The following is a 21789-nucleotide window of genomic DNA, read 5'->3' as shown; positions in this document are numbered from 1 at the left end:
TAAAAGTCACTGTGTATCAGTTTTTTGTTACATTAAATATAGTTTAATATATTTTTAGCGGAAATATCGGCAGGAGCAGCTGTGTACTAAATGTAACTATTATGTTTGAACGGTTCTGTTTTAAGGACTTTTGACATGATAAAATAATAATATTAATAAAATTTGCGGGCAGGAATTTTAATTTGCACTTTTTAATGGGTAGAGGTTTTAATAGGACTCTACTCCTGCGGAAAGAGGGAGTAATGCAGACTATTAATATTGTTTTAGATGGATATGGTTTTTTACTATGCCTGATTATAGGAGTCTATCTGACAACAGGAAACCGGCGGAACAAGAAGTTGAATAAATATTTTGGATGGATTTGTCTGCTAAATATGTGGATGACAGCAGGTGATGTAACGAACTGGGTTTGTGAAGGAACTGCGCATGCTGCGTATCCATTTTTGCTGTCCACAGGTGTATTGATCTATTATTTATGTGTAGGGCCTATATTGTATGTTTATACCCTGTATGTAGTGGAATATTTGAAAACGGAGGTGGTCGTCCATAAGAAATATCTTACAGCATCAAAAGTTTTATGTGTGGTATATATGGTAATGACCGTATTGTCCATGTTCAACGGGATGTTTTTCAGAATTGCCCCCGGAAATGTTTACACAAGGGGATGGGGATTTTGGGTGTCCCAGGCAATACCATTTTTTATATATCTTATCAATGCGTGGGTTATTATCAGATATAAAGATTATATGGAGAAAAAAGATATCGTGCTGTTTTTAAGCTATATTATCCTCCCCCTTACGGCTGAGTTAATACAGGCACATAATTATGGCATAGCACTGCTGAATACAGCAATAACTATCAGCTTATTTCTGATTTTTGTGAATCTTCAATCAGAAAGAGAGCTGCTTTTAATACAGCGTGAACAGGAGCTGAAAGATTCACAGATCAGTATTATGTTGGGGCAGATCCAGCCCCATTTTTTATATAATACGTTAATTACCATCCGGCAGCTCTGCGATATTGATCCTAAAACTGCAAAGTTAGCAATGCGGGAGTTTGCCGGTTTTCTAAAAGGAAATATGGATTCTTTATCCAGCAGGATGCCCATTCCTATCATTAAGGAGATTAACCATGTAAAACATTACCTGTATTTGGAAAAACAACGTTTTCAGGGACGTCTTCATGTGAAATATGAAATTTTAGAGTGGGATTTTTCTATTCCCTCTCTCACAGTGCAGACACTTGTAGAGAACGCTGTAAGACATGGTATTTTAAGTAAACAGGAAGGCGGAACGGTTACTATACATACAGAAAGCGATGAGGAGTCCTATATTGTGCGTATCTCTGATGATGGTGTGGGATTTGATCCCAATAGGGCTTTTTCGGATGGCAGCAGACATATAGGTATCGAGAATGTGAAAAAGAGGCTTGAAGTGCTGTGCCATGGAAATATGGTAATCAACAGTATCCCAGGTAAAGGGACGGATGTTGTAATAAAAATACCAAAGAGGAAGGCGGAAATCAGATGAAATTTTTAGCAGTTGATGACGAGCCGTATGCGCTAAAAGATTTGCTGGAAGCATTGACAGAAACGTTCCCTGACGATGAAGTAAAGGGATTTACATGTGCTCAGGGGGCGATGGACTACGTGGGTGAGGCCAAGGTGGATGTGGCATTTCTGGATATTGAGATGGGGTATATGGATGGGATCATTCTGGCTAAAAATCTAAAGGACATACAGCCGGATATCCATATAATCTTTGTTACAAGTCATGAGAAATATGCAGTGGACGCGTTTGCAATCCATGCCAATGGGTATCTTCTTAAACCGGTGTATCCGGAGGAGATTAGAAATGAGCTCGAATTTATCTATGGAGAAAAGATGGCAGGAAGCCAAAAAGAGGTACGGATTCAGACTTTTGGGGGTTTTCGGGTTTTTGTCAATGAGCAGCCAATTACATTCAGACGATCCAAGTCAAAAGAATTGCTGGCTTACCTTGTAGACCGCAGAGGGGCAGATATAACTACACGGGAGGCGTGTGCTGTTCTCTGGGAGGATAAAAACTATGACAATTCATTAAAAAATTACTTTCAGAGTATCGTGCATGATTTGCGTCAAACATTGCGGCAGGCAGGTATTGAGGATATCATGATAAAGAAAAGAAATAGTTTTGCCATTCTTCCGGATAAATTTGAGTGTGACAGCTATCTGTTCTTAAAAGGAGATGTACGGGCTGTAAACAGCTACAGGCATGACTATATGAACAGTTATAGCTGGAGTGAATTTACGATAGGCTTATTTGAGGAAAAAATAAAATAGAGAAAGGCATTTCTACAGCTCGATTTCCGCGGAAATCGGGCTGTTTTTGTAATACTTTGGCTGTCCTAGCACTGCTATACTCGGATAAGAGACAGTTGGTTATTCATCACCATGAGGTGTTTGGATAAATAACCATGGAAAGGAGGCAGTGACCATGAAAAAAGAGGACACAAAAAAGACAGTTAAGGAAAACGGTGAGAAAAAGGTAAACCGTGAAATTACTCCATCAGAGATGGAGCAGGTTACGGGAGGCAGCAGCAGAACCCACCGCACATACAAGCCGGTACGTTAACCGTCCAAAAGGAGCCGTTTTCTAACGGCTCCGTCAATAAAGGCAGGAATGAGAATGAGAGAGAACATAGCAGAGAGTATATATTACGGTGGTTTGTATGCGCAGATAGCGTTATTTGGTGCGTTGATGGTAATGCTGACGTTACCTCTTAAAAAGAGTAAAAAGACAGCCGCTGTTCAATGGGGCGGTGTGATCCTGGGGGCTTTTGTGCTTGGATTCTGCCTATATTATGGAACAGATACTATTATACAGAGGCTGGACAGTATTGCGGACAGTTCCAGTTCTAATGGAGTCATACAGTTTATCTACAGTCTGATTACAGTAACCACAGTGTTCCTGCATACAGCTCCGGCATTATTGGTGATGGCGGCAGTGGACTGGATACACAGTGGAAAAAGGAGTACTAAGATTTTTGTATCCGTACTGTTTATGCTGGTAGTCGCTGCTGTATCACAGTTCTTTACGGACATTACCTATATATTCTTCTCAGATGGCAATGACGGATATTCCAGATATGCCCCATCATCGGCAATAAAAAGTGCGGTAGATTTCGCATGGCTTTTATGCATACTTCTCATTTACCGGAAGACCCTTTGTGAGAAGCTGAAAAAAGTATTGAATTTTGCTGAGGAACAGATTGCCCATATTATTTTGGTACCTTGTCTGGGTTATGTTGTTTTTGAGAGTGTAAAAGGTACATTGACGACATATGGTATTACCCTAATGTCTGTAGATCCTGGTAGTTTTCTGATCGCAGTGACCGTAGTGGTTTCCATTTTTGTAATGTATTTTTTGATGTACTGGGCTATTTTTAAGGCTGTAACAGTGGCTGCCGGATCAGCAAAGGTGAAAGCAGAGTTGGATGTTGCCAGCAAGATACAGCTTTCAGCTCTTCCAAATAAATTCCCGGCTTTTCCAAAAAGAAAGGAAATTGATATCTATGCAACCATGCATCCTGCTAAAGAAGTAGGCGGAGATTTTTATGATTTTTTCTTTGTAGACAAAGATCATTTGGCGGTGCTGATAGCGGATGTCTCGGGAAAAGGAGTTCCTGCTGCTCTTTTTATGATGAGTGGCAGAGCTATCATAAGGAATCAGGCACTGCTGGGAATGGAACCGGGAGAGATATTTATAAACTCCAATGTGCAGTTGGCAGAAAATAATAAAGAGGGAATGTTCATAACTGCATTTTTAGGGATTATGGATGTAAACACAGGTGAGATGAAATTCTGCAATGCCGGTCACAACGTTCCATATCTGTGTAGAGAAGACGGTGCGGTGGAAGCCTTGAAAATGAATCCGGGATTTGTACTGGCAGGGCTAAAGAAAACTAAATTTCACACAGAAAAAGTAACCTTGCAGAAGCACGAAAAACTGGTTCTCTACACAGACGGTGTGACCGAAGCAGTCAACACAAGCATGGAAATGTACATGGAGCCGCGTCTGGAGGATACGCTAAAAAACTGCTGCACAAAACCTGTCAGGGAAACGGTGGAGCAGATCACAGAATCCGTTCACACATTCGCAGATGGCGCTGAGCAGGCTGACGATATCACTATTCTGGTGGTTGAACGTGTATAGGATTACTTTTCGGTGGTTCTTCGGGAGTGCTGACAGTATCCAGAAGAGAGAGAAAATCATCCTTGTCACCAGAAAGTTCATCCATTTCAGCACAAGCTTTAAATAGCTGCAACAGATCTTCGCTGGAAAGCGGGGAAGAATTTTTATTTGTTTTCATAACAATACCTCATCTATTTTGAAGATTATTTTATTAAGGTATACACAGAAGTCAAGCGTTTGTTACATAAGGAGAAAAAATGGAAATTCCCGTAATGAAAGATCAGGAGTTTGAAGTTATCTATCAAAACTATTATAACAAAATATTTGCATATATCAAGAAACGGATTTCCAGCGTTCATGATGCAGAAGAGCTTACAAGCGATGTGTTCATAAATGTTTATAAAGGTCTGGCAGGATACGACATATCCAAAAGTGGTCTGAATACGTGGATCTTTGTAATCACAAATAATCGCCTGAAAAACTATTACAGGGACCGGAGGGACTTTGCTTCCATTGATGCCATGGAAAATGATTTTATACCGGATGAGGAAAGTCCGGAGAAAATATTTCTTCTGAAACAGCAAAGAGAGGCTTTGTTGGAAGGATTGTCACTTTTAACGAAAAGAGAGAGAAGTATTGTCATCAAAAAATACTATCTGGGGGAGAATTCTGCTCAAATTGCGGAGGAAATGAATCTTACAGCCGGTAATGTCCGCATTATTTTAAAACGCTCCCTTGAGAGATTAAAAACCATTATGGAGAGGCACGGGAGGTAAATATGTCAGATTTATTCAGAAAGTCAGCTTTGGAGAAGCTGTCATCGCCGGAGCAGTTGGACCGGGCGGTGGTAATTACGCCGCCGTCCTTTTGGATCGCTTTGCTGGGAGGCTTTTTAATTATATTGGGAGCATTGATCTGGGGAATCTTCGGGAGAATACCGGTGGATGTGGAAGCATCAGGAATTTATGTAAGTGGTGATGGTACCAGCGGTGTTTACTCAGAGATTGAGGGCGTTGTAACGGAGGTGAAAGCCCAGGAAGGCCAGAAGATAGAGAAAGGTGAGGTCATTGCCTATGTTGGGGGCGGAGAAATCTCCAACGAGATAGAAAGCCTGGGGGAACGATTGGAGGCTGTGAGGAAGGTTACAATAGACAGCAAGAATGATACGGTAACTGCGGACAACAAAGAGCTGGTAGATTTAAAAACTGAATTGATTGCCTTAGATACAACTTACGGGCAGAGCAATAAAGAGTGGGAAGCAAAAAAGGAAGAATTCAACCGGGAGAAGAAGAAGGTTACAGACCTAAAAGCAAAGGCAGATTCTCTGAAAGCATCCTATTACGGGAGCCTGGCCGACAGTAGTGATGCCTCGGCTCAGCTTGATTACAGCGAAGCCCAGACAGAGTTGAGTATGCGTCAGCAGCTTTATGAATCAGCAGTATCTTCATATCAGCAGGCAGAAGTGGAAGCACAGCAGGCACAGGCTGCCTATTCCGCTGCAAAGAGTACTTATGACTCTTCAGCCTCTTATGCGGAGAGTACGCAGAATGCTTATCAGCAGTGCACAGATGCCTGGAATGCGCAGAACGTATATGTGGAGGAACTGAGAGCCAGTCAGGCTTCTGATACGGAGATCCAGGCGGCAGAGGCAGAGCTGAAGGAAATGGAAACACAGAAAAACCAGATGCAGGAGGAAAATGAGGCTGCACAAAAGCAGCTTTTGGCGGATAGGTCTGCTATGAGTGAGGCGGAGGCACAGATGAATTTGTCAGACAGTGCTTATCAGACTGCTTATGACAGTTATACAGCAAGTACGGATGACTTGAATGCAGCACAGAGTGAATTTGATTCGGCAAAATCCAGATACGTTTCCTCCCTGAATGGGGAGCAGTCAGCGAGTGTAAGTCAGAATGTGGCAAGCAATGAGTACAGCCAGGCCATGACAGATTACAGTACGGAAAAAGCAATTTTAGAGTCCCTGGAGGAGACTGTAAAAGCATTGGAAACCCAGACAAAGCAAGCCAAGGAGGAGGTGGAAGTGAAGAAGGAGCAGACGGATGCAACCTTCTCGGCAGCAAAGTCTTCCATTATAGACCAGCTAAATACAGAACTGAAAAAAAACACGGAAAATCTGAAGAAGTATGAAATTACATCCACCCAGAGCGGTACGGTACAGGAAATCGTAATAGGTTCAGGTTCCATGGTGGGAGCCGGTACAGAAATTATTAAAGTAAAAAAAGGAACTTCAGATGAAAAAGAAGCACTCTGTTATATGCCGGTGGGGACAGGGAAAAAGGTTGTTCCCGGTATGGAAGTCATGATCTATCCCACAACAGTCAATAAACAGGAGTATGGACATATGACCGGCACAGTGGTTTCCGTTGCCTCATATGTAACATCGCAGACGGAGATGACCAAGAAGCTGGGGGATGATACTCTTGTCAGTGCATTTTTGAATAATGGACCTGTGGTGGAGGTAATATGCTCTATCAAGGAAGATTCTGATACTGTAAGCGGGTACTATTGGTCCAGCAAGAAGGGGGCTGAGGTAAATCTGACGGAGGGGACTATGCTGGAGGCAAGCATCGTTACGGAGCGGAAAGCGCCGATCACAATGTTGATTCCTTACTTAAAGGAAATGCTGTCAGAATCTGCATCTTCTAACGCGCAGGAGACGGAGGAGTAATATGGTAAAAAACTATGCAAAAACTCCTACCATATATCAGATGGAGGCCACCGAGTGCGGGGCAGCGTCTCTTTCTATGGTTATGGGGTATTACGGAAAATATATTCCTTTAGAGAAAATGCGTATAGAGACAGGTGTTTCCCGGGATGGCTGCAACGCTAAAAATATACTGATCGCTGCAAGAAAGTTTGGGTTCGAGGCAAAAGGTTACCGGAAATCCATAGATGCGCTTCTGGAGTTGAAACCACCATGTATCATACATTGGAATTTTAACCACTTTGTAGTATATGAGGGGCAGAAAGGAAAGTATTATTACATTAACGATCCGGCCATGGGGAGGCGCAAGCTTTCATTTGAAGATTTGGATGATGCGTTTACCGGTGTTGTCCTGACTTTCGAGAAGACAGAAAAATTTGAAAAGTCCAAGAGAGAAAAGACGTTGTTCAGCTTTATCAGGGGACGTCTGGAGGGACAGTACAGTTCCATACTGGCCCTTGTGGCAATCGGATTTCTGCTGGTATTTCCGGGGCTGATCATACCTATTTTTTCCCAGGTGTTTATTGATGATATTCTTTTGGGAGGCAATACGGGCTGGATGACGGCATTTCTGGCAATTATGGGGGGGACTATGGTCTTTCAGGCGGCCCTGTCTTTTTATAGAGGGGTTCTTCTCCAAAAGCTTCAGAACAAGATGTCCATGATCTCTGCGCACAAGTTTCTGTCGCATATGTTCCGGCTGCCAATGAATTTTTTTGACCAGAGGTATGCGGGAGACCTTGCAGAACGAGTAGAAAATAACAATAATGTGAATACATTCCTGGCAGGTGACCTTGCTGAGACCGTACTAAATATTCTGGTGGCTGCTTTTTATTTGATCCTGCTTCTTTTGTACAGTCCTGCACTGACTCTTATAGGTATGGCAAGTATTGTCATAAATGTGTTTCTGGTCAAATTCAGTTCCGGTGCTATTGCAAATTCTACTATGAAAATGCAGCAGGATCAGGGAAAAATGATAGGTGCTGTATTTGCAGGCCTGAATATTACCAGTACGCTGAAAGCGTCCGGTGCGGAGAATGAATATGTCAGCCGTATTTTGGGGTATTATGCCAAAACCATCCGTTTGGAACAAAAACTCGGTAAGATGCAGCAGATGATAAATGCTATACCGGAGGTTTTTAACGAGATATCTAATGTTCTGGTACTTTTATTTGGCGGTATACTGGTTATCAGGGGAAGCATGACCGCAGGTATGCTGGTGGCATACACCAGTCTTTTAACGTCTTTCACGGAGCCGGTCAATAAGCTGGTAGGATTTATCCAGAAGATCCAGACTTTGAAAGCAGATATGAGCCGGGTGGAAGATATCATGAAATATGAAACCGATAAAAAGTATGAGGAGTCAGAAAACACGGTACATATGACAACGAAACTCACCGGAGAAGTGGAGCTTAAAGATATTTCTTTTGGATACAGTATATTGGAAGAACCGCTGGTAGACAACTTTTTTTTCAAATTAAAGAGTGGCAGTTCCATTGCTTTTGTAGGAGCTTCAGGATGCGGAAAATCCACTGTCTCGAAGATTGTGAGTGGTCTGTATGTGCCATGGAATGGCCAGATACTTATGGACGGTATCGACGTAAGAAATATACCTAAGGAAATCATGAGCTCCAGTGTATCCACAGTCAGTCAGAGTATTACCCTATTTTCCGGGACGATCCGGGACAATCTGACTATGTGGAACAGCAGTATTCTGGAGGAGGACATTATCAAGGCGGCAAAAGATGCCTGTATCCATGATGTGATCACCAAGAAGCCGGGGGCTTATGAGTTTGTGCTGGATGAAGGGGGAGCAAATCTTTCCGGAGGGCAGCGGCAAAGACTGGAAATTGCCCGGGCCCTTGTGACAAATCCCACAATCCTTATTATGGATGAGGCCACCAGTGCCCTGGATCCCTTGGTAGAAAAAGAAATTATAGATAATATCAAGCGCAGAGGCTGTACCTGTGTCATTGTGGCCCACCGTCTTTCTGCCATCCGTGATTGCGATGAGATCATTGTTATGGAGAGGGGGAAGATTGTGCAGCGCGGGGGACACACAGAACTTTCCGAACAGCCGGGACATTATCAGCGGTTGATCCAGAATATATAAGGGGGAGAAGAATGGAAACTATCAGCTTAAAGGGCGGCACCATGTTTACTACGGAATTTCCGGATAGGGCTTATGAAGTCCTTTCCGGCAATGTGCTGCTTTATATTTTTCCTTACCGGAACGGAAAGGAAGGAAGAAGATTTCTCCTTCATGAGGCAGTAAAAGGGGAGCATATTCCCGGCCTTTGCTTCCAAAATGAGCATCTCGGAGCGTGGAAGTTTACCATGGTAGCGCTGGAAACAGCATCACTCAGGGAATATATCCCTGAGGATATGGGGCAGGTCAAGATGACTTGTGCGATGCATATGGGAATCCGGCTGTTTGATGCTGAGGAATTTGAGGAGCAGGCAGTAGAGCAGTATAATATCAATATCATTAAAGAGGAAGGCTATATCTATGCCACTTCTCAGGAACAAAAGCGGACCTATGAACAGGGGATCCAGATCATATACAATATGTTCAGCAAGAAACAGAGAAACCAAAAGACCGAGCCCAGTGGAAATAAGATTTATGATGCCGCTGCAGTTCTCTGCGATGCTATGAAAATACATATTGCGCCCTTCGAGACTATAAAAGAAAGCTGTAAACGAAAATTTTCTATATGGGACATTGGAAGGATATCCCACTTTACCTGTCGGGAGATCGTACTTGAGGAGAAGTGGTACCGGCATGATTCCGGACCTATTCTGGCATATAAAACGAAAGGAAGGACACCTGTAGCCTGTATTCCAAAAGGGCCTCATAAGTACATTGCGTATGATGTGACAGAGGGAAAACAGCAGATTGTAGATGAGGAATATGCCAGGACATTGGAAATTAAGGCTGATATGATATACAGACCATTTCCAGCAGAGAAGATCACTTTGAAAAAGCTGATGAAATTTGGTTTTCAGGGTGTTTACATAAGGGATTTTATAAACTTCGGTGTGCTTGCCTTTTTGGGGACTTTGATCGGACTGCTTCTGCCTATCATGAACCAGCAGCTCTATGATAAATTTATACCTATGGCGGACCAAAACGGATTAGTCCAGATTTGTATGGTGGTATTGTGCTGTACCATAGGAAATTTGGCGTTTACGGTGGTAAAAAATCTGGCCACGTTCCGCAGTATGAACAGTATGGAATATGCGGTCCAGAGTGCAACTTACGACAGGCTTTTCAACTTGCCCGAGAGCTTTTTCAGGCAGTATGAGTCTGCGGATCTTGCCCAGAGAACTATGGGAGTTACCGCCATATTTCAGGTTCTTGCGGATGTGATGATAAAAACAGTATTAAGTGCCGTCTTCTCCCTTTTGTACCTTTGGAAAATGTTCAGCTACTCATCCGGTCTGGCAGGGCCGTCTGTCCTCATGGTAGTGTTCACCATGGCTGTTATTGGGTATGTGGGATTCCGTCAGCTAAAGTATGAGGGAGAGAAGATGACACTGGATGGAAAGATATCTTCTATCATGTATCAGTTTCTCACAGGTATATCAAAAATCCGTATTGCCGGCGTAGAAAACAGGGCACTTGTAGAATATCTGAAACCATATTCCAGGTCAAGGGAGATTAATATCAGGAAGGAAAAAATGAGTGTTGGTGTTGATGCCTTTGCAGGTGCTGCAACACTGGTCTTCTCAATGGTATTATATTTTATCATGATTCGGAAAGGTGTCTCCCTGAGCATTGGTGCATTTATGGGATTTATGACGGCATTCGGATCTTTTTCCGGTTCTATGATGGAGATGGTTTCCTCCTTCCTGGATGTGAATAATGTAATCCCGGCATATCAAAGATGCCAGCCTGTGCTGAATGCACTTCCTGAATATGAGGAGGACACTATTCTTCCGGGCAGCATTCATGGGGATATTGAAGTGAGCAATTTGACATTTGCCTACAATCAGGAATCGGGAAATGTATTGCATGAGCTGTCCTTCCATATAAATGCAGGTGAATATATTGGAATAGTAGGTTCCTCGGGGTGTGGTAAATCCACATTGCTAAAGCTGCTTTTGGGATTTGAGAAACCACAGCAGGGCAAGATTTTTTATGACGGCAAAGACATTGACAGTATGGATAAGCGGGAACTGCGTAAGAAATTTGGGGTGGTACTTCAGGATGGGGATTTAATATCAGGAAGTATCTTTGACAACATTGTTATCACCTCTCCTAGTACCACACTGAAACGGGTGGAACAAGTGATAAAAGAGGTGGGGCTGGAGGAGGATATCAAACAAATGCCTATGGGTCTCCATACAATTTTATCAGAGAACAGCGGAACTATTTCGGGTGGGCAGCAGCAGAGGATCCTTATAGCCAGAGCAATTGTAGGGAAACCAAAGATACTGTATTTTGATGAAGCTACATCCGCACTTGACAATGTAACCCAGTCTATGGTATGCGAAAGTCTTGAAAAGTTGAGAGCTACAAGACTTGTCATTGCCCATCGTTTGAGCACGGTCATGAAGTGCGACAGGATATTTGTCATGGACAAAGGAAGTATTGTGGAAGTTGGGAGTTATGAACAGCTAATGGAACAAAAAGGATTGTTTTATAAATTGGCAACCAGGCAGATGGCCTGAAAAAATTACTGCTTTTTTGTAACAGAAAGAGATCAGCGGTGTATATAGGGATATAACAAAAAGATAAATCAAAGGAGGATTTAAAGAATGGCAGAATTAAAAGAAGTATTACAAAACGAGGAAGTTGCATTAGAATTTTTCAGCAAAGAGACACCGGAAGAAGCGCAGGCGTTCCTGAAAGATAAAGGGGTTGAAATGTCTCTGGAAGAGGTACAGGAACTGGGTAAAGTGTTAGAGGCTGCTACAAGTGAAGAGCTGAGTGAAGATGATCTTGAAAATGTTGCTGGCGGCGGAGTGATCAAAGATGCGTTTGATGATATTGTCAGCATTGCAAACACACTTACAAAGAAGAGTACCTGGAAATCTGTTGCTAGATGGTTCAGAAGGTGGTAAAAAAGAAATATTAGGAGACCCGCTGTTTTTCCTATGGAAAAACAGCGGGCTTTTTGTAACACAGGGGCTTTTGGGGTGTATATAAGTAAAAGAATATATTTTCCCGGAGGCGTCTATTTTGAAGAATAATAATAAAATATATGAGGCACCGCTTCTCATGAATTTGGAATTGACCACCAAATGCCCTCTTAGGTGTCCACAGTGTTACTGTGAGCTGACAGGAGGCAGGGATCTTCCCTTGGAGGAGGCGGTTTACTGGGTTGAAGAGGCGGCACGCTGCAAAGTGGAATACATTAATTTAAGCGGAGGTGAAACGATGTGTTACCCTCATCTATTTCCGCTTCTGGAAAAGATACATACACTCGGTATGAAGGCGAATGTAGCCCTCTCGGGGGCCGGATTCGAGCGAAAAGAGCTGGAAGACATGAAAAAGGCCGGCATCCATGAAATATGTATCTCTTTAAACGGCCCTACCGATGAAATTAACGCCATGAGCAGACAGGGATTTGATCTGGCGATCAAAGCGCTGGAACTTTTAAAAAAAGATGGGTTTCAAAATACCTGCATAAATTGGGTGATGCACAGAAGTAATGCAGACTATCTGGAGGATATGGCAAAGCTGGCCGAGGAATATTGTGTCAAAGAGTTGGTGATCATGGTGTTTAAACCTGATTCAGAACATGAACGCAAGGGGCTGCCTACAAGAGAACAGATAGAAAAAACTGCGCATTTTATAAAAAATTACCATGGTAGTGTATCTCTCTCCGCTGAAAGTTGCTTTTCACAACTACGGGTTTTGCTGGGGGAGCGCTTTTTTGGTAATTTAAACAGAGGGGTGGACAGGGGATGTGGAGCCGGACGGGATGGGATATCTGTAAATATTGATGGGAAGTTGACGCCATGCCGTCACTTGGAGTATCCGGAGGATACTAAAAGTCTTTCAGAGTATTGGAATAACTCCGAGATATTGAAACAGCTCAGACAGGTGGAGGAACACTTAGAATCGCCGTGCGGTGGGTGTAAATACAACCGTAACTGTCTGCCCTGTATGGCTGTTAACGCAAAAATGAAAAACCGGATTTCTTTTGGAGATACAAGCTGCGAATTATGGAAAAGAGGAGAAGTATGCCATGAAAATTAAAATACTGCCTTACAGGCTTCCCACCCCATATATTTTGTCTGACAAGGATACATTTTTTGGCGTTAAGACTCCGGCGGGAGAACTGGGTGTATTTTGTGCAGATAACAGAAAGGACTTTGAGAAGCTTATAGGTATGCTTAAATATCACGGAGATGCAAGTCTCGTGCCGGAATCTATGGGGGCTATGACTGTGTGGGGACTTTATCATATTGCGAAGCAGAAAAAACTGCCCCTCATTATATTAAGCAGTGGACCATACAGTGCACTGCCGTATAAGTATACCCCTTATAGGGAGAAGGAATGGCTGGAGGTGTCCAGGGAAATTCGCGCTTATCATGAAATGGCCCATGTGGTGAGCAGGGCCTTGTTTCCTGAAAATAAAGAACCTCTGCGCGATGAGGTAATAGCTGATTATATAGGTCTGCTGGCGGGAACCGGACATTATGATATAAATCTCGCGAAGGCTTTTTTAGGAATAGAGGGACGGGATTACAGACCTGGAGGCAGGCTGGAAAATTATCTCGTTGCAGGGCAGTCAGCGCAACAGATGATGCAGTGGATCTCTGAGGATATGGAATGGCTCTTTCATTACTGTTCTGAGAAACCTGATGATATTTTCGGATTGCTGGTGAGTCTGGAGAAGGGAAAAGCTTTAATAAGAGCAAAGGCTGAGGAAAGATTATGACAATACCTGTATATATAATGGAAGAGCATTATGAGGCTTATTACTACTGGAATTATTTTGTGGAGAAAGGCTTGATCCCTGCTTCTGGAAATTACCTGCTTCATGTGGATCATCATGATGACTTATCGCCGGGCAGTTATGACTGGGATTTCAAATGTATGCCAAATACTTTGGAGGAGGCAAAAAGATTCACCTATGAGAAGCTTGGAATAGCAGATTTTATCTATCCTGCAGTCTATAAAGGGATTTTTTCTACTTTACACACCTTTTTGTCTGTTCGTCCAAAAGAGTATGAGGACAGGGATATGGTTTTGAAAGGCAGAGAAGGTGAATTAGTTCCGGCAAATTATGTACCGTTTATTCATGCAAAATATAAAAAGGATCCAAACAGCCCTTATAAGTTTTTTAAGATGAGGCAGGGAAGCCTAAAACCACTGACTATCGAGGAACCATTGGTCCTGGATATGGATTTGGATTATTTTTATTGGGATGATGCCCTGACCACAACGCCGCCAAAAAGAGTGGAGATTTCCAGAGAGGAGTATGATTCTTTTCAGGAAGATCCGTATCATCCGTTCAGAATATTTCCAAAGCGGCTTTTTACAGTGGAACAGGAAGGGGAAAAACATTATCTGAGGTATCATGAACGGATTTTGAGGGAACGCATCCCGGAACGAGAGAAAGTAGAAAAACGAATCTATGATTTTACTTCATGGCTGTCAGAAAACCATATTGTACCCAAGGTAATTAATATCTGTCGTTCCAGATTTTCCGGTTATCTTCCCCGGGAGGCATTTCCGTTTGTGGAGGAAGAATTTCTTGCCCGTCTGGGAGAGATTATGGATATAAGAATTTGTGAGATAGGAGAATAGTATATGAATGTATCAGTAGAGAAAAAAGAGGACGAAGCTGTTTTAAGTGCACAGGGAAGAATTGATACCTACACGGCTGAGGAGTTTGAAAAGAAACTGATGGAGGTATTGAAAGAACAGGAATGCGTCCGTGTGGATTTTACGGAAGTTGAATTTATCTCCAGTGCAGGTCTGCGGGCACTCTTAAATGGCCAGAAATATGTAGACGAAGAAGAGAAAGAGATGATAATCTTTAATATTAACGAGGTAGTGGAATCTGTTTTTACATCTACAGGATTTATGAATGTTTTAACTGTGGAATAGTTTGTGTCCGGATGGAGATGTGTATGAGAGAATTGACCGTGGATGCTACCAAAACAGGAATGAAGACAGCGCTGGATACTTTTGAAAAACTGTTAGAGGAACATAGGTGCCCAGAAAAGTCTAAAATGGAATTTTCCATTGCATTTGAAGAATTATTTGTTAATATAGTACATTATGCATATCCGGATGGAGGAGGAATTGTCAGAATCGAGTATAGTGTTCTTGAAGAGAAAGACAATTCTGAGAAACTTTATGTAAAGCTGACAGACAGCGGAACCGCATATGATCCTCTAGCAAAAGAAGATCCGGACATAACGCTATCGGCCAGGGACAGAACCGTTGGGGGGTTGGGAATATATATGGCAAAACTGTTCCTGGATAAGATTTCCTATGAGCGACTGAATGAGAAAAATTGTCTTTTCTTTGAAAAAGGATTTCACGCTGCATAGAAAATTGTGTTAGGTATAAATTGAATTACAGTCGTATCATCGTGTATAATAGAAATAAAAATGTCACACATGACAGGAACGAGGTTGACTTATGCATATTATAGACATGCACTGCGACACCATCAGCAAAATCCGTCATTTAGAAAATGAGGGACAACACACTTCCCTCCGCCGTAATTCACTGAGTGTGGACCTGGAAAAAATGAAAAAGAGCGGCTATACCATGCAGACCTTTGCCATCTACGTCAACTGGGAGGAAGAACCGGACGCAGCAGGGGCAGCAAAAGAAATCCTGAAAGTCTTCCAGCGGGAGATGGACCAAAATCCGGACCTGATCTCTCAGATCACAAGTTACAGCGAGCTGGAAGCCAACGAAAAGGCGGGCAGGATGTCAGCACTGCTTTCCCTTGAAGAAGGGGCCATATACCAGGAATCTACAGATACCCTCAAGTGGTTTCACGAACAGGGCGTCAGAATGGCTACACTTACCTGGAACTATGAGAATGATTTTGGCTTTCCAAACTGCATGGGCAACCCCTTTACCCAGGAAATCTGGAGCTGGGGTGACAACCGCGGACTAAAGGAAAAAGGCATTCAGTTCCTGGAAGAACTGGAACACTTACACATACTGGTGGATGTATCCCACCTGTCAGACGGCGGATTTTGGGATGTGGCAAAATACTCCACCCGTCCTTTCCTTGCCAGCCACTCCAACGCAAGAGGTCTGGTAAAAGCCTCTGCCAGAAACCTGACAGACGATATGATCCGCACCCTGTCCAACCGGGGCGGCGTCATGGGTCTGAACTATGCCGTCTCCTTCATGCGCCCCGGCTGGAAGCCGGGCGAGGCCGGCACTACAGTGGAAGAGATCATACAGATGGCAGACTACATCACTAACATTGGCGGAACAGATTGCCTTGGCCTGGGAAGCGATTTCGACGGCATCTTAGAACTGCCTGAAATCTCCGACTGCAGCCGGATACCGCTTCTGGCAGAACAGATGGAAAAACACGGCTTTACATACACCCAAACAGAAAAAATCCTGGGCGGTAATGTAAAAAGATTTCTAAAAGAAAACCTGAACGAATAAAACCTCAGACTGCGCGGCTCACTTTTCGGAAAACCCCCAAAGTGAGCCGTGCATGATCCCGGACATAACACAAAACCCGGCTGCCCCCGCATCAAGCACGTCATTTACACGATCCGGAGTGATCCCGCCAATAGCATAAACAGGTATTCGGACAGATTCACAGACACTCCTCAAAAAAGGAAGTCCTCTTGCAGGAAGTCCCTTTTTACACTCCGTCAAAAACACATGTCCTGCCGTCACATAACCGGCCCCCATCCTTTCCGCCATAACAGCTTCCCCTGCAGAATGGACCGACACGCCGATCATCCCAAAGCCCTCCAATAAATTTCCCTCCTCAACCTCCTTAAGGAATTGTCCAAAAGACAGATGGATCCCCGAACACCCCAGCTCCCGTGCAGCCTCCGGCCAGGAATGCAAAATACAGGCAGTCCCATACCTCCTGCAAATTTCCAAAACCTTCCTTGCCAGCTCCACATATTCCCCGGCATCCAAATCCTTCTCCCTCAGCAAGATTCCTCTCGGCCCTTTCGCCGCAATCTTCTCAACCCTCTCCAAAAAGTCCCCCTCACAAAACCCCCGACTCGTCACCGCAAGCATTTTCCCATACGGAACCCCACTATATAACCGCCCCATCATCTTATTCCCATATTTTTCCATCATCTCATCCCCAAAACCCGAACTAAACAAAATTCCCAACACTAATATTTGACCTTCAAAAGCACCTATCTATACGCCAGCCAATCCTCCCTATCAAAACTTACCGGCAGAGAAAACCAGGAAGCAGTGGAGGCGGCGGGCAGGGGGGAGGTGTATGTTTGGGGCAGCGAGGTTAAGTGGAAGGTTCTGTGAAATCCACCTCTTACGGAAACTTAGGCGCGAACCCGCTGGTGAGCGTCTTAGTTGCAGTTAGAGGTTAGTTCACAGGTTCTGGAACGTCGAGCGGCCCCAAACATACACCTCCCCCTGCCCGCCGCCTCCACTGCTTCCGTCCCCCCCTTCTAAACAAACACATAATCATTCATCACCGGCTGCATCCCCTGTTCCAGAATCGACTGATAAACCTCCCGAACGCCTCTGTCATCTGAGATTTCAAACTGATCGTCCCCTTTATCTTCCAGCTCCTCCACATGGCTTCCCACACCTGTGCTGACACCTGCGGAAATCTTCGTGGCCGCTATGGTGATAACCTTATCACGGAACCCGGCCCGCTCCCTTGTGGATATGGTGATCCCTGCAAAGGGCATAAAAAGCCTGTAAGCCATGATCACCTGAAGTAACTGAGGTTCATGTACATCTTTTGGGTTGATCTTATCATTATTTATGATGGGCCGGAGTCTGGGACATGAAAACGCAATCTCAGCCTGAGGGTACTTCCTCTGCAGATACCACGCATGCATCCCTGTGGCAAACGCATCCTTTCTGAAATCATCCAGCCCCAGAAGGGCCCCAAAGGCAACGCCCCTCATACCGCCTTTTAATGCACGCTCCTGTGCGTGGAAACGATAGGGGAAGATCCGTTTATGTCCGGCCAGATGCAGGGTCTCGTATTTATCAGAATTGTAGGTTTCCTGGAATACCGTCACATAATCTGCGCCGCATTTGTGAAGATAGGCATACTCATGGCTGTTCATGGGATAAACCTCCAGCCCAACCATTTTAAAGTGTTTTCTTGCTATCCTGCAAGCTTCCCCCAGATACTCCACATCACTTTTGGCACGGCTTTCGCCTACCAGTATAAGGATCTCTTCCAGTCCTGTTTTGGCAATGGCCGCCATTTCCATCTCGATTTCTTCCGCGTTCAGTCTTGCCCTGCGGATATGGTTATGGCAGTTAAACCCGCAGTAAATACAGTGATTTTCACAGTGATTAGAAATATAAAGGGGTGTAAACAGATTCACACAGTTACCAAAATGCTTCCTTGTCTCAGCCTGCGCAGCCTGTGCCATCTCCTCCAGCAAAGGTTCAGCGGCAGGGGCCAAAAGCGCAGCGAAATCGCTGGGTGTACGGATATCATGAGACAGGGCAGCCAGCACATGGGATTTTGAAAAAGCATTGTAGTCATAGCAGTTCATGTCCCGGATAACCTTGTCCATCACATCAGAATCCAGAGCTTCCATGCCCTCCATATATTCCATATGATTCGTTCTTTTTGCAGTCATTTTGAATCCTCCCTATTGTTCCAGAAATCCTGTAAGCGGAGAGGAGGCACTGGCTCTGCCGTTTACAATGCGCCCAAGGCCCGAGAGATAAGCCGTGCGTCCTGCTTCAACCGCCTTTTTAAAAGCCTCCGCCATATCCGGTATATCGCCAGCCGTTGCAATGGCCGTATTTGCCATAACCGCGGCAGCGCCCATTTCCATAGCCTCACATGCCTGGGAGGGGCGGCCGATCCCTGCGTCCACAATAATGGGAAGGTCAATCTCCTGAATCAATATTTTGATAAATTCCTTTGTGCACAAGCCCTTGTTGGTGCCGATGGGCGCACCCAGAGGCATAATACAGGAGGCTCCCGCATTTGCCAGGTCTCTGGCAGCGTTTAGATCGGGATACATATAAGGCATGACGATAAAGCCCTCTTTTGCAAGTATCTCTGTGGCCCGAATGGTTTCCTGGTTGTCAGGAAGCAGATATTTGGAGTCACGGATGACTTCAACCTTAACAAAATCCCCGCAGCCCAGTTCCCTGGCCAGACGTGCGATCCTCACTGCTTCCTGGGCGGTTCTGGCCCCGGAGGTATTGGGGAGGAGGGTTACACCTTCCGGGATATGTTCCAGTATACTGTCAGTACCGCTGTTGGCTCTGCGCACGGCCAGAGTGATGATCTCGGCCCCGGCATTTTCTATGGCTGCGCGAATCAGTTCCGGGTTGTATTTACCGGAACCCAGGATAAAACGGGAGTGGAATTCGTGTCCTCCCAATATCAATTTGTCATCTTTCATGGTGTTATTAACCTCTTTTCTATACGTCCTTTTCTCCAAGAATAAGTCTCAGTATCATATTTGCCTGATGTGCTGCGCAGAGTGCGACTCTGGGCGCCATCAGGCCTATACCGGAGGCGATATCGCTGGTGCCGTCCCCGCAGAGATACAGGTTCTTCATTCTTTGCTGCGTGTGTATGGCATTGCTGCTTCCATAACCGGCCATGCCGGAGCCGGATACTATGGCAGCATCCGGACGGTGTTCCAGCAGATGATTGACCAGCATGGCTTTGCTTTCCGCCCTGTCAAAGGCTTCGCAGATGATCCTGTCATCTGCAAGTATGACACCTGTATTGTCAGGCGTCAGTTTCACCGTATCTGTGCGGACGGAAATATAGGGATTAATCTCTGAGATCTCTTCCCTCAATGCGTCTGTTTTGTAGTCTCCCAGGTGCTTCATTTTGTAAACCTGGCGGTTTAGGTTGCTTGGTTCTACTCTGTCAAAATCAATCAAATGAAGACTTCCGATCCCGGCCCGCGCCAGCATGACAGCCACATTGGAGCCCAGTCCCCCAAGGCCCGCAATGGCAGCCCCGGCCTGTCTGATCTTCTTATGTACAGGAAGGGTGTGGCGTTTTATCAAAACCTGATCGATCTCAGATTTTGTCAGTATGGTATGTTTGTCTTCCAATTCAGCCGCCTCCTACAAAACTGACGATTTCATACGCATCGCCGTCCTGCACAGGGGTGTCAGCATAACGGCTTTTGGGAAGGATTTCGCCGTTTCGCTCCACGGCGATGCGCTGCAGGGAATATCCCTGTGCCAAAAGAAGTGTTTCTACTGTACAGGGGTCAGCAGGGTGAATTGCATTTCCGTTAATCTTTATCATTTCATATACCTCTTTTATGTATGTGCTGCTTTTACTTCAAAAAGCACCCAATGGTCAGCGGACATGGAATCCTTGCGTGCATTTCCGGGCTTGTCATTCATCATAAATATTCACGATCTCACCTTCCAAGATCCGGTTCATATTCTTCACAGCGCAGAAATTACCGCACATGCTGCAGGTATCCTCTTTTTCCGGTTTGGCCTCCGCCCGGTAGCGCCTGGCTTTTTCCGGGTCCAGACAGAGCCGGAACATCTCTTCCCAGTCCAGTCTCTTGCGGGCAGCGCTCATCTTATTGTCCCAGTCGGCAGCACCTTTCACTCCCTTTGCAATATCGGCTGCGTGGGCTGCTATGCGGGAAGCGATAATGCCCTCCTTAACATCATCCAGGTTAGGCAGGCGCAGATGTTCCGCCGGCGTTACATAGCACAGAAAGGAGGCTCCATAAGTGGCCGCGATGGCGCCGCCGATGGCAGCAGTGATATGGTCATAGCCAGGGGCAATGTCTGTTACCAAAGGCCCCAGAACATAGAAGGGGGCGCCCTGACAGAGTGTCTGCTGAATCTTCATGTTTGCCGCAATCTGATCCAGAGGCATATGTCCGGGACCTTCCACCATAACCTGAACGTCCTTTTCCCAGGCGCGTTTTGTCAGTTCCCCTAAGGTGATCAGCTCCTCGATCTGAGAGATATCAGAGGCATCCTGTATGCATCCTGGGCGGCAGGCATCCCCCAGACTCATGGTGATGTCATATTCCCGGCAGATATCCAGGATTTCATCGTAGTGTTCGTAGAAAGGGTTTTCCTGGCCTGTCATTTCCATCCAGGCAAAGATAATGGAACCGCCTCGGGAGACGATATTGGTGAGACGTTTATTCCGTTTGAATCTGCCTGCAGTTTCTTTGTTGATGCCGCAGTGGATGGTCATAAAGTCCACACCGTCCTCCGCATGCATGCGCACAATATCCAGCCACTGCTGTGATGTGATCTCCTTTAAGGGCTTGTGATAGTAGACCACAGCATCATAGATGGGGACTGTTCCAATGATGGCGGGACATTCTGTTGTCAGCCGTCTGCGGAAGGTGTGGGTGTCACCGTAGGAGCTGAGGTCCATGATGGATTCTGCCCCCATTTTTACCGCGTTATTGACTTTTTCAATCTCCATATCCATGTCCTTGCAGTCCCTGGAAATGCCCAGGTTTACATTGATCTTTGTTCTGAGCATGGAGCCGATGGCGTTTGGCTCCAGGGAAGTGTGTCTTTTGTTGCAGGGAATGATGGCCTGGCCTTTGGCCATGAGGACCATAAGTTCATGTACATCCATCTGTTCCTTTTTTGCCGCTGCTTCCATCTCACCGGTGATGATTCCTTTTCTGGCAGCGTCCATCTGTGTTGTGTACTGCATGAAACTCTCCTTTCTGTGAATGATACGGGGATAAGCGGCCGGATATGGGCTTTAGATGTTTATAGAGGGGGCTTTTTAG

General features: G+C 44.9%; 22 protein-coding genes. 15 read left to right on the top strand and 7 right to left on the bottom strand.

The genetic code is table 11. The features are described from left to right. Positions 1-242: 242 nt before the first annotated feature. From C6P39_RS08230 to C6P39_RS08220, 4 genes are all read left to right on the top strand, one after another. Positions 243-1529: a sensor histidine kinase gene (locus C6P39_RS08230; RefSeq protein WP_158661498.1), complete on the top strand. Its 1287-nt coding sequence runs from the start codon at positions 243-245 to the stop codon at positions 1527-1529. Then, the gene (locus C6P39_RS08225) at positions 1526-2320 is read left to right on the top strand and encodes a response regulator (RefSeq protein WP_104803425.1); all 795 of its coding nucleotides are present in this window, start codon (positions 1526-1528) and stop codon (positions 2318-2320) included. Before C6P39_RS08230 ends, C6P39_RS08225 begins: the two co-directional genes overlap by 4 nt. A 154-nt stretch (positions 2321-2474) precedes the next feature. Then, a complete protein-coding gene (locus tag C6P39_RS27425) occupies positions 2475-2612 on the top strand; it encodes a hypothetical protein (protein ID WP_158661497.1) in 138 nt (45 codons plus the stop codon). A gap of 54 nt (positions 2613-2666) precedes the next feature. Further along, positions 2667-4193, top strand: a complete 1527-nt coding sequence (locus tag C6P39_RS08220) for a PP2C family protein-serine/threonine phosphatase (RefSeq protein WP_158661496.1) — start codon at positions 2667-2669, stop codon at positions 4191-4193. Here the strand turns inward: C6P39_RS08220 and C6P39_RS08215 are convergent. Next, positions 4168-4350 carry a hypothetical protein gene (locus tag C6P39_RS08215; protein WP_104803423.1) on the bottom strand — a complete coding sequence of 61 codons (183 nt, stop codon included), beginning with the start codon at positions 4348-4350 and terminating at the stop codon, positions 4168-4170. The genes C6P39_RS08220 and C6P39_RS08215 overlap by 26 nt on opposite strands. 79 nt (positions 4351-4429) lie before the next feature. Here C6P39_RS08215 and C6P39_RS08210 point away from each other — a divergent pair, with 79 nt between their 5' ends. The 11 genes from C6P39_RS08210 (at position 4430) to C6P39_RS08160 (ending at position 16501) form a co-directional block, all read left to right on the top strand. After that, the gene (locus C6P39_RS08210; protein WP_104803422.1) at positions 4430-4948 is read left to right on the top strand and encodes an RNA polymerase sigma factor; all 519 of its coding nucleotides are present in this window, start codon (positions 4430-4432) and stop codon (positions 4946-4948) included. Positions 4949-4950: 2 nt separating this feature from the next. Next, positions 4951-6858 (top strand): NHLP bacteriocin system secretion protein, encoded by a 1908-nt coding sequence (locus C6P39_RS08205; RefSeq protein WP_104803421.1) that lies wholly within the window; start codon positions 4951-4953, stop codon positions 6856-6858. Between the two features lies 1 nt (position 6859). Next, entirely contained in the window at positions 6860-9007 is a 2148-nt protein-coding gene (locus C6P39_RS08200; protein WP_104803420.1) for an NHLP family bacteriocin export ABC transporter peptidase/permease/ATPase subunit, read from the top strand. An 11-nt stretch (positions 9008-9018) separates the two neighbouring features. Next, positions 9019-11568 (top strand): NHLP bacteriocin export ABC transporter permease/ATPase subunit, encoded by a 2550-nt coding sequence (locus C6P39_RS08195; protein ID WP_104803419.1) that lies wholly within the window; start codon positions 9019-9021, stop codon positions 11566-11568. Positions 11569-11655: 87 nt separating this feature from the next. Continuing rightward, positions 11656-11961: a hypothetical protein gene (locus tag C6P39_RS08190; RefSeq protein WP_104803418.1), complete on the top strand. Its 306-nt coding sequence runs from the start codon at positions 11656-11658 to the stop codon at positions 11959-11961. A 118-nt stretch (positions 11962-12079) separates the two neighbouring features. Then, entirely contained in the window at positions 12080-13102 is a 1023-nt protein-coding gene (locus C6P39_RS08185) for a radical SAM protein (protein ID WP_104803417.1), read from the top strand. Beyond that, on the top strand, positions 13092-13787 hold the full coding sequence (locus tag C6P39_RS08180) for a DUF7005 family protein (protein ID WP_104803416.1): 696 nt from the start codon (positions 13092-13094) through the stop codon (positions 13785-13787). The genes C6P39_RS08185 and C6P39_RS08180 overlap by 11 nt, the downstream gene beginning before the upstream one ends. Further along, the gene (locus C6P39_RS08175; protein ID WP_104803415.1) at positions 13784-14659 is read left to right on the top strand and encodes a peptide arginase family protein; all 876 of its coding nucleotides are present in this window, start codon (positions 13784-13786) and stop codon (positions 14657-14659) included. Before C6P39_RS08180 ends, C6P39_RS08175 begins: the two co-directional genes overlap by 4 nt. A 3-nt stretch (positions 14660-14662) precedes the next feature. Next, positions 14663-14962: an STAS domain-containing protein gene (locus tag C6P39_RS08170; protein ID WP_104803414.1), complete on the top strand. Its 300-nt coding sequence runs from the start codon at positions 14663-14665 to the stop codon at positions 14960-14962. Positions 14963-14985: 23 nt separating this feature from the next. Next, positions 14986-15411 (top strand): ATP-binding protein, encoded by a 426-nt coding sequence (locus C6P39_RS08165; protein WP_104803413.1) that lies wholly within the window; start codon positions 14986-14988, stop codon positions 15409-15411. Between the two features lie 91 nt (positions 15412-15502). Further along, positions 15503-16501, top strand: a complete 999-nt coding sequence (locus C6P39_RS08160) for a dipeptidase (protein ID WP_104803412.1) — start codon at positions 15503-15505, stop codon at positions 16499-16501. 18 nt (positions 16502-16519) lie between these two features. Here C6P39_RS08160 and C6P39_RS08155 read toward each other — a convergent pair whose 3' ends face one another. From C6P39_RS08155 to thiC, 6 genes are all read right to left on the bottom strand, one after another. Further along, a complete protein-coding gene (locus tag C6P39_RS08155; RefSeq protein ID WP_330407043.1) occupies positions 16520-17161 on the bottom strand; it encodes a thiamine phosphate synthase in 642 nt (213 codons plus the stop codon). Positions 17162-17499: 338 nt separating this feature from the next. Then, entirely contained in the window at positions 17500-18660 is a 1161-nt protein-coding gene (gene thiH / locus C6P39_RS08150) for a 2-iminoacetate synthase ThiH (protein ID WP_104803411.1), read from the bottom strand. A gap of 12 nt (positions 18661-18672) precedes the next feature. After that, the gene (locus tag C6P39_RS08145) at positions 18673-19440 is read right to left on the bottom strand and encodes a thiazole synthase (protein WP_095174628.1); all 768 of its coding nucleotides are present in this window, start codon (positions 19438-19440) and stop codon (positions 18673-18675) included. A gap of 19 nt (positions 19441-19459) precedes the next feature. Next, positions 19460-20110 (bottom strand): sulfur carrier protein ThiS adenylyltransferase ThiF, encoded by a 651-nt coding sequence (gene thiF / locus C6P39_RS08140; RefSeq protein WP_104803410.1) that lies wholly within the window; start codon positions 20108-20110, stop codon positions 19460-19462. Position 20111: 1 nt separating this feature from the next. Beyond that, entirely contained in the window at positions 20112-20309 is a 198-nt protein-coding gene (gene thiS / locus C6P39_RS08135) for a sulfur carrier protein ThiS (RefSeq protein ID WP_104803409.1), read from the bottom strand. A 93-nt stretch (positions 20310-20402) separates the two neighbouring features. Further along, the gene (gene thiC / locus C6P39_RS08130; RefSeq protein ID WP_104803408.1) at positions 20403-21710 is read right to left on the bottom strand and encodes a phosphomethylpyrimidine synthase ThiC; all 1308 of its coding nucleotides are present in this window, start codon (positions 21708-21710) and stop codon (positions 20403-20405) included. Positions 21711-21789: the final 79 nt, after the last annotated feature.

Origin of the sequence: Blautia marasmi, assembly GCF_900258535.1 — a bacterium.
GTDB lineage: Bacteria > Bacillota > Clostridia > Lachnospirales > Lachnospiraceae > Blautia > Blautia hominis.
The sequence above is the reverse complement of the archived record's forward strand: the minus strand, read 5'-3'. Positions and strand labels throughout refer to the sequence as shown.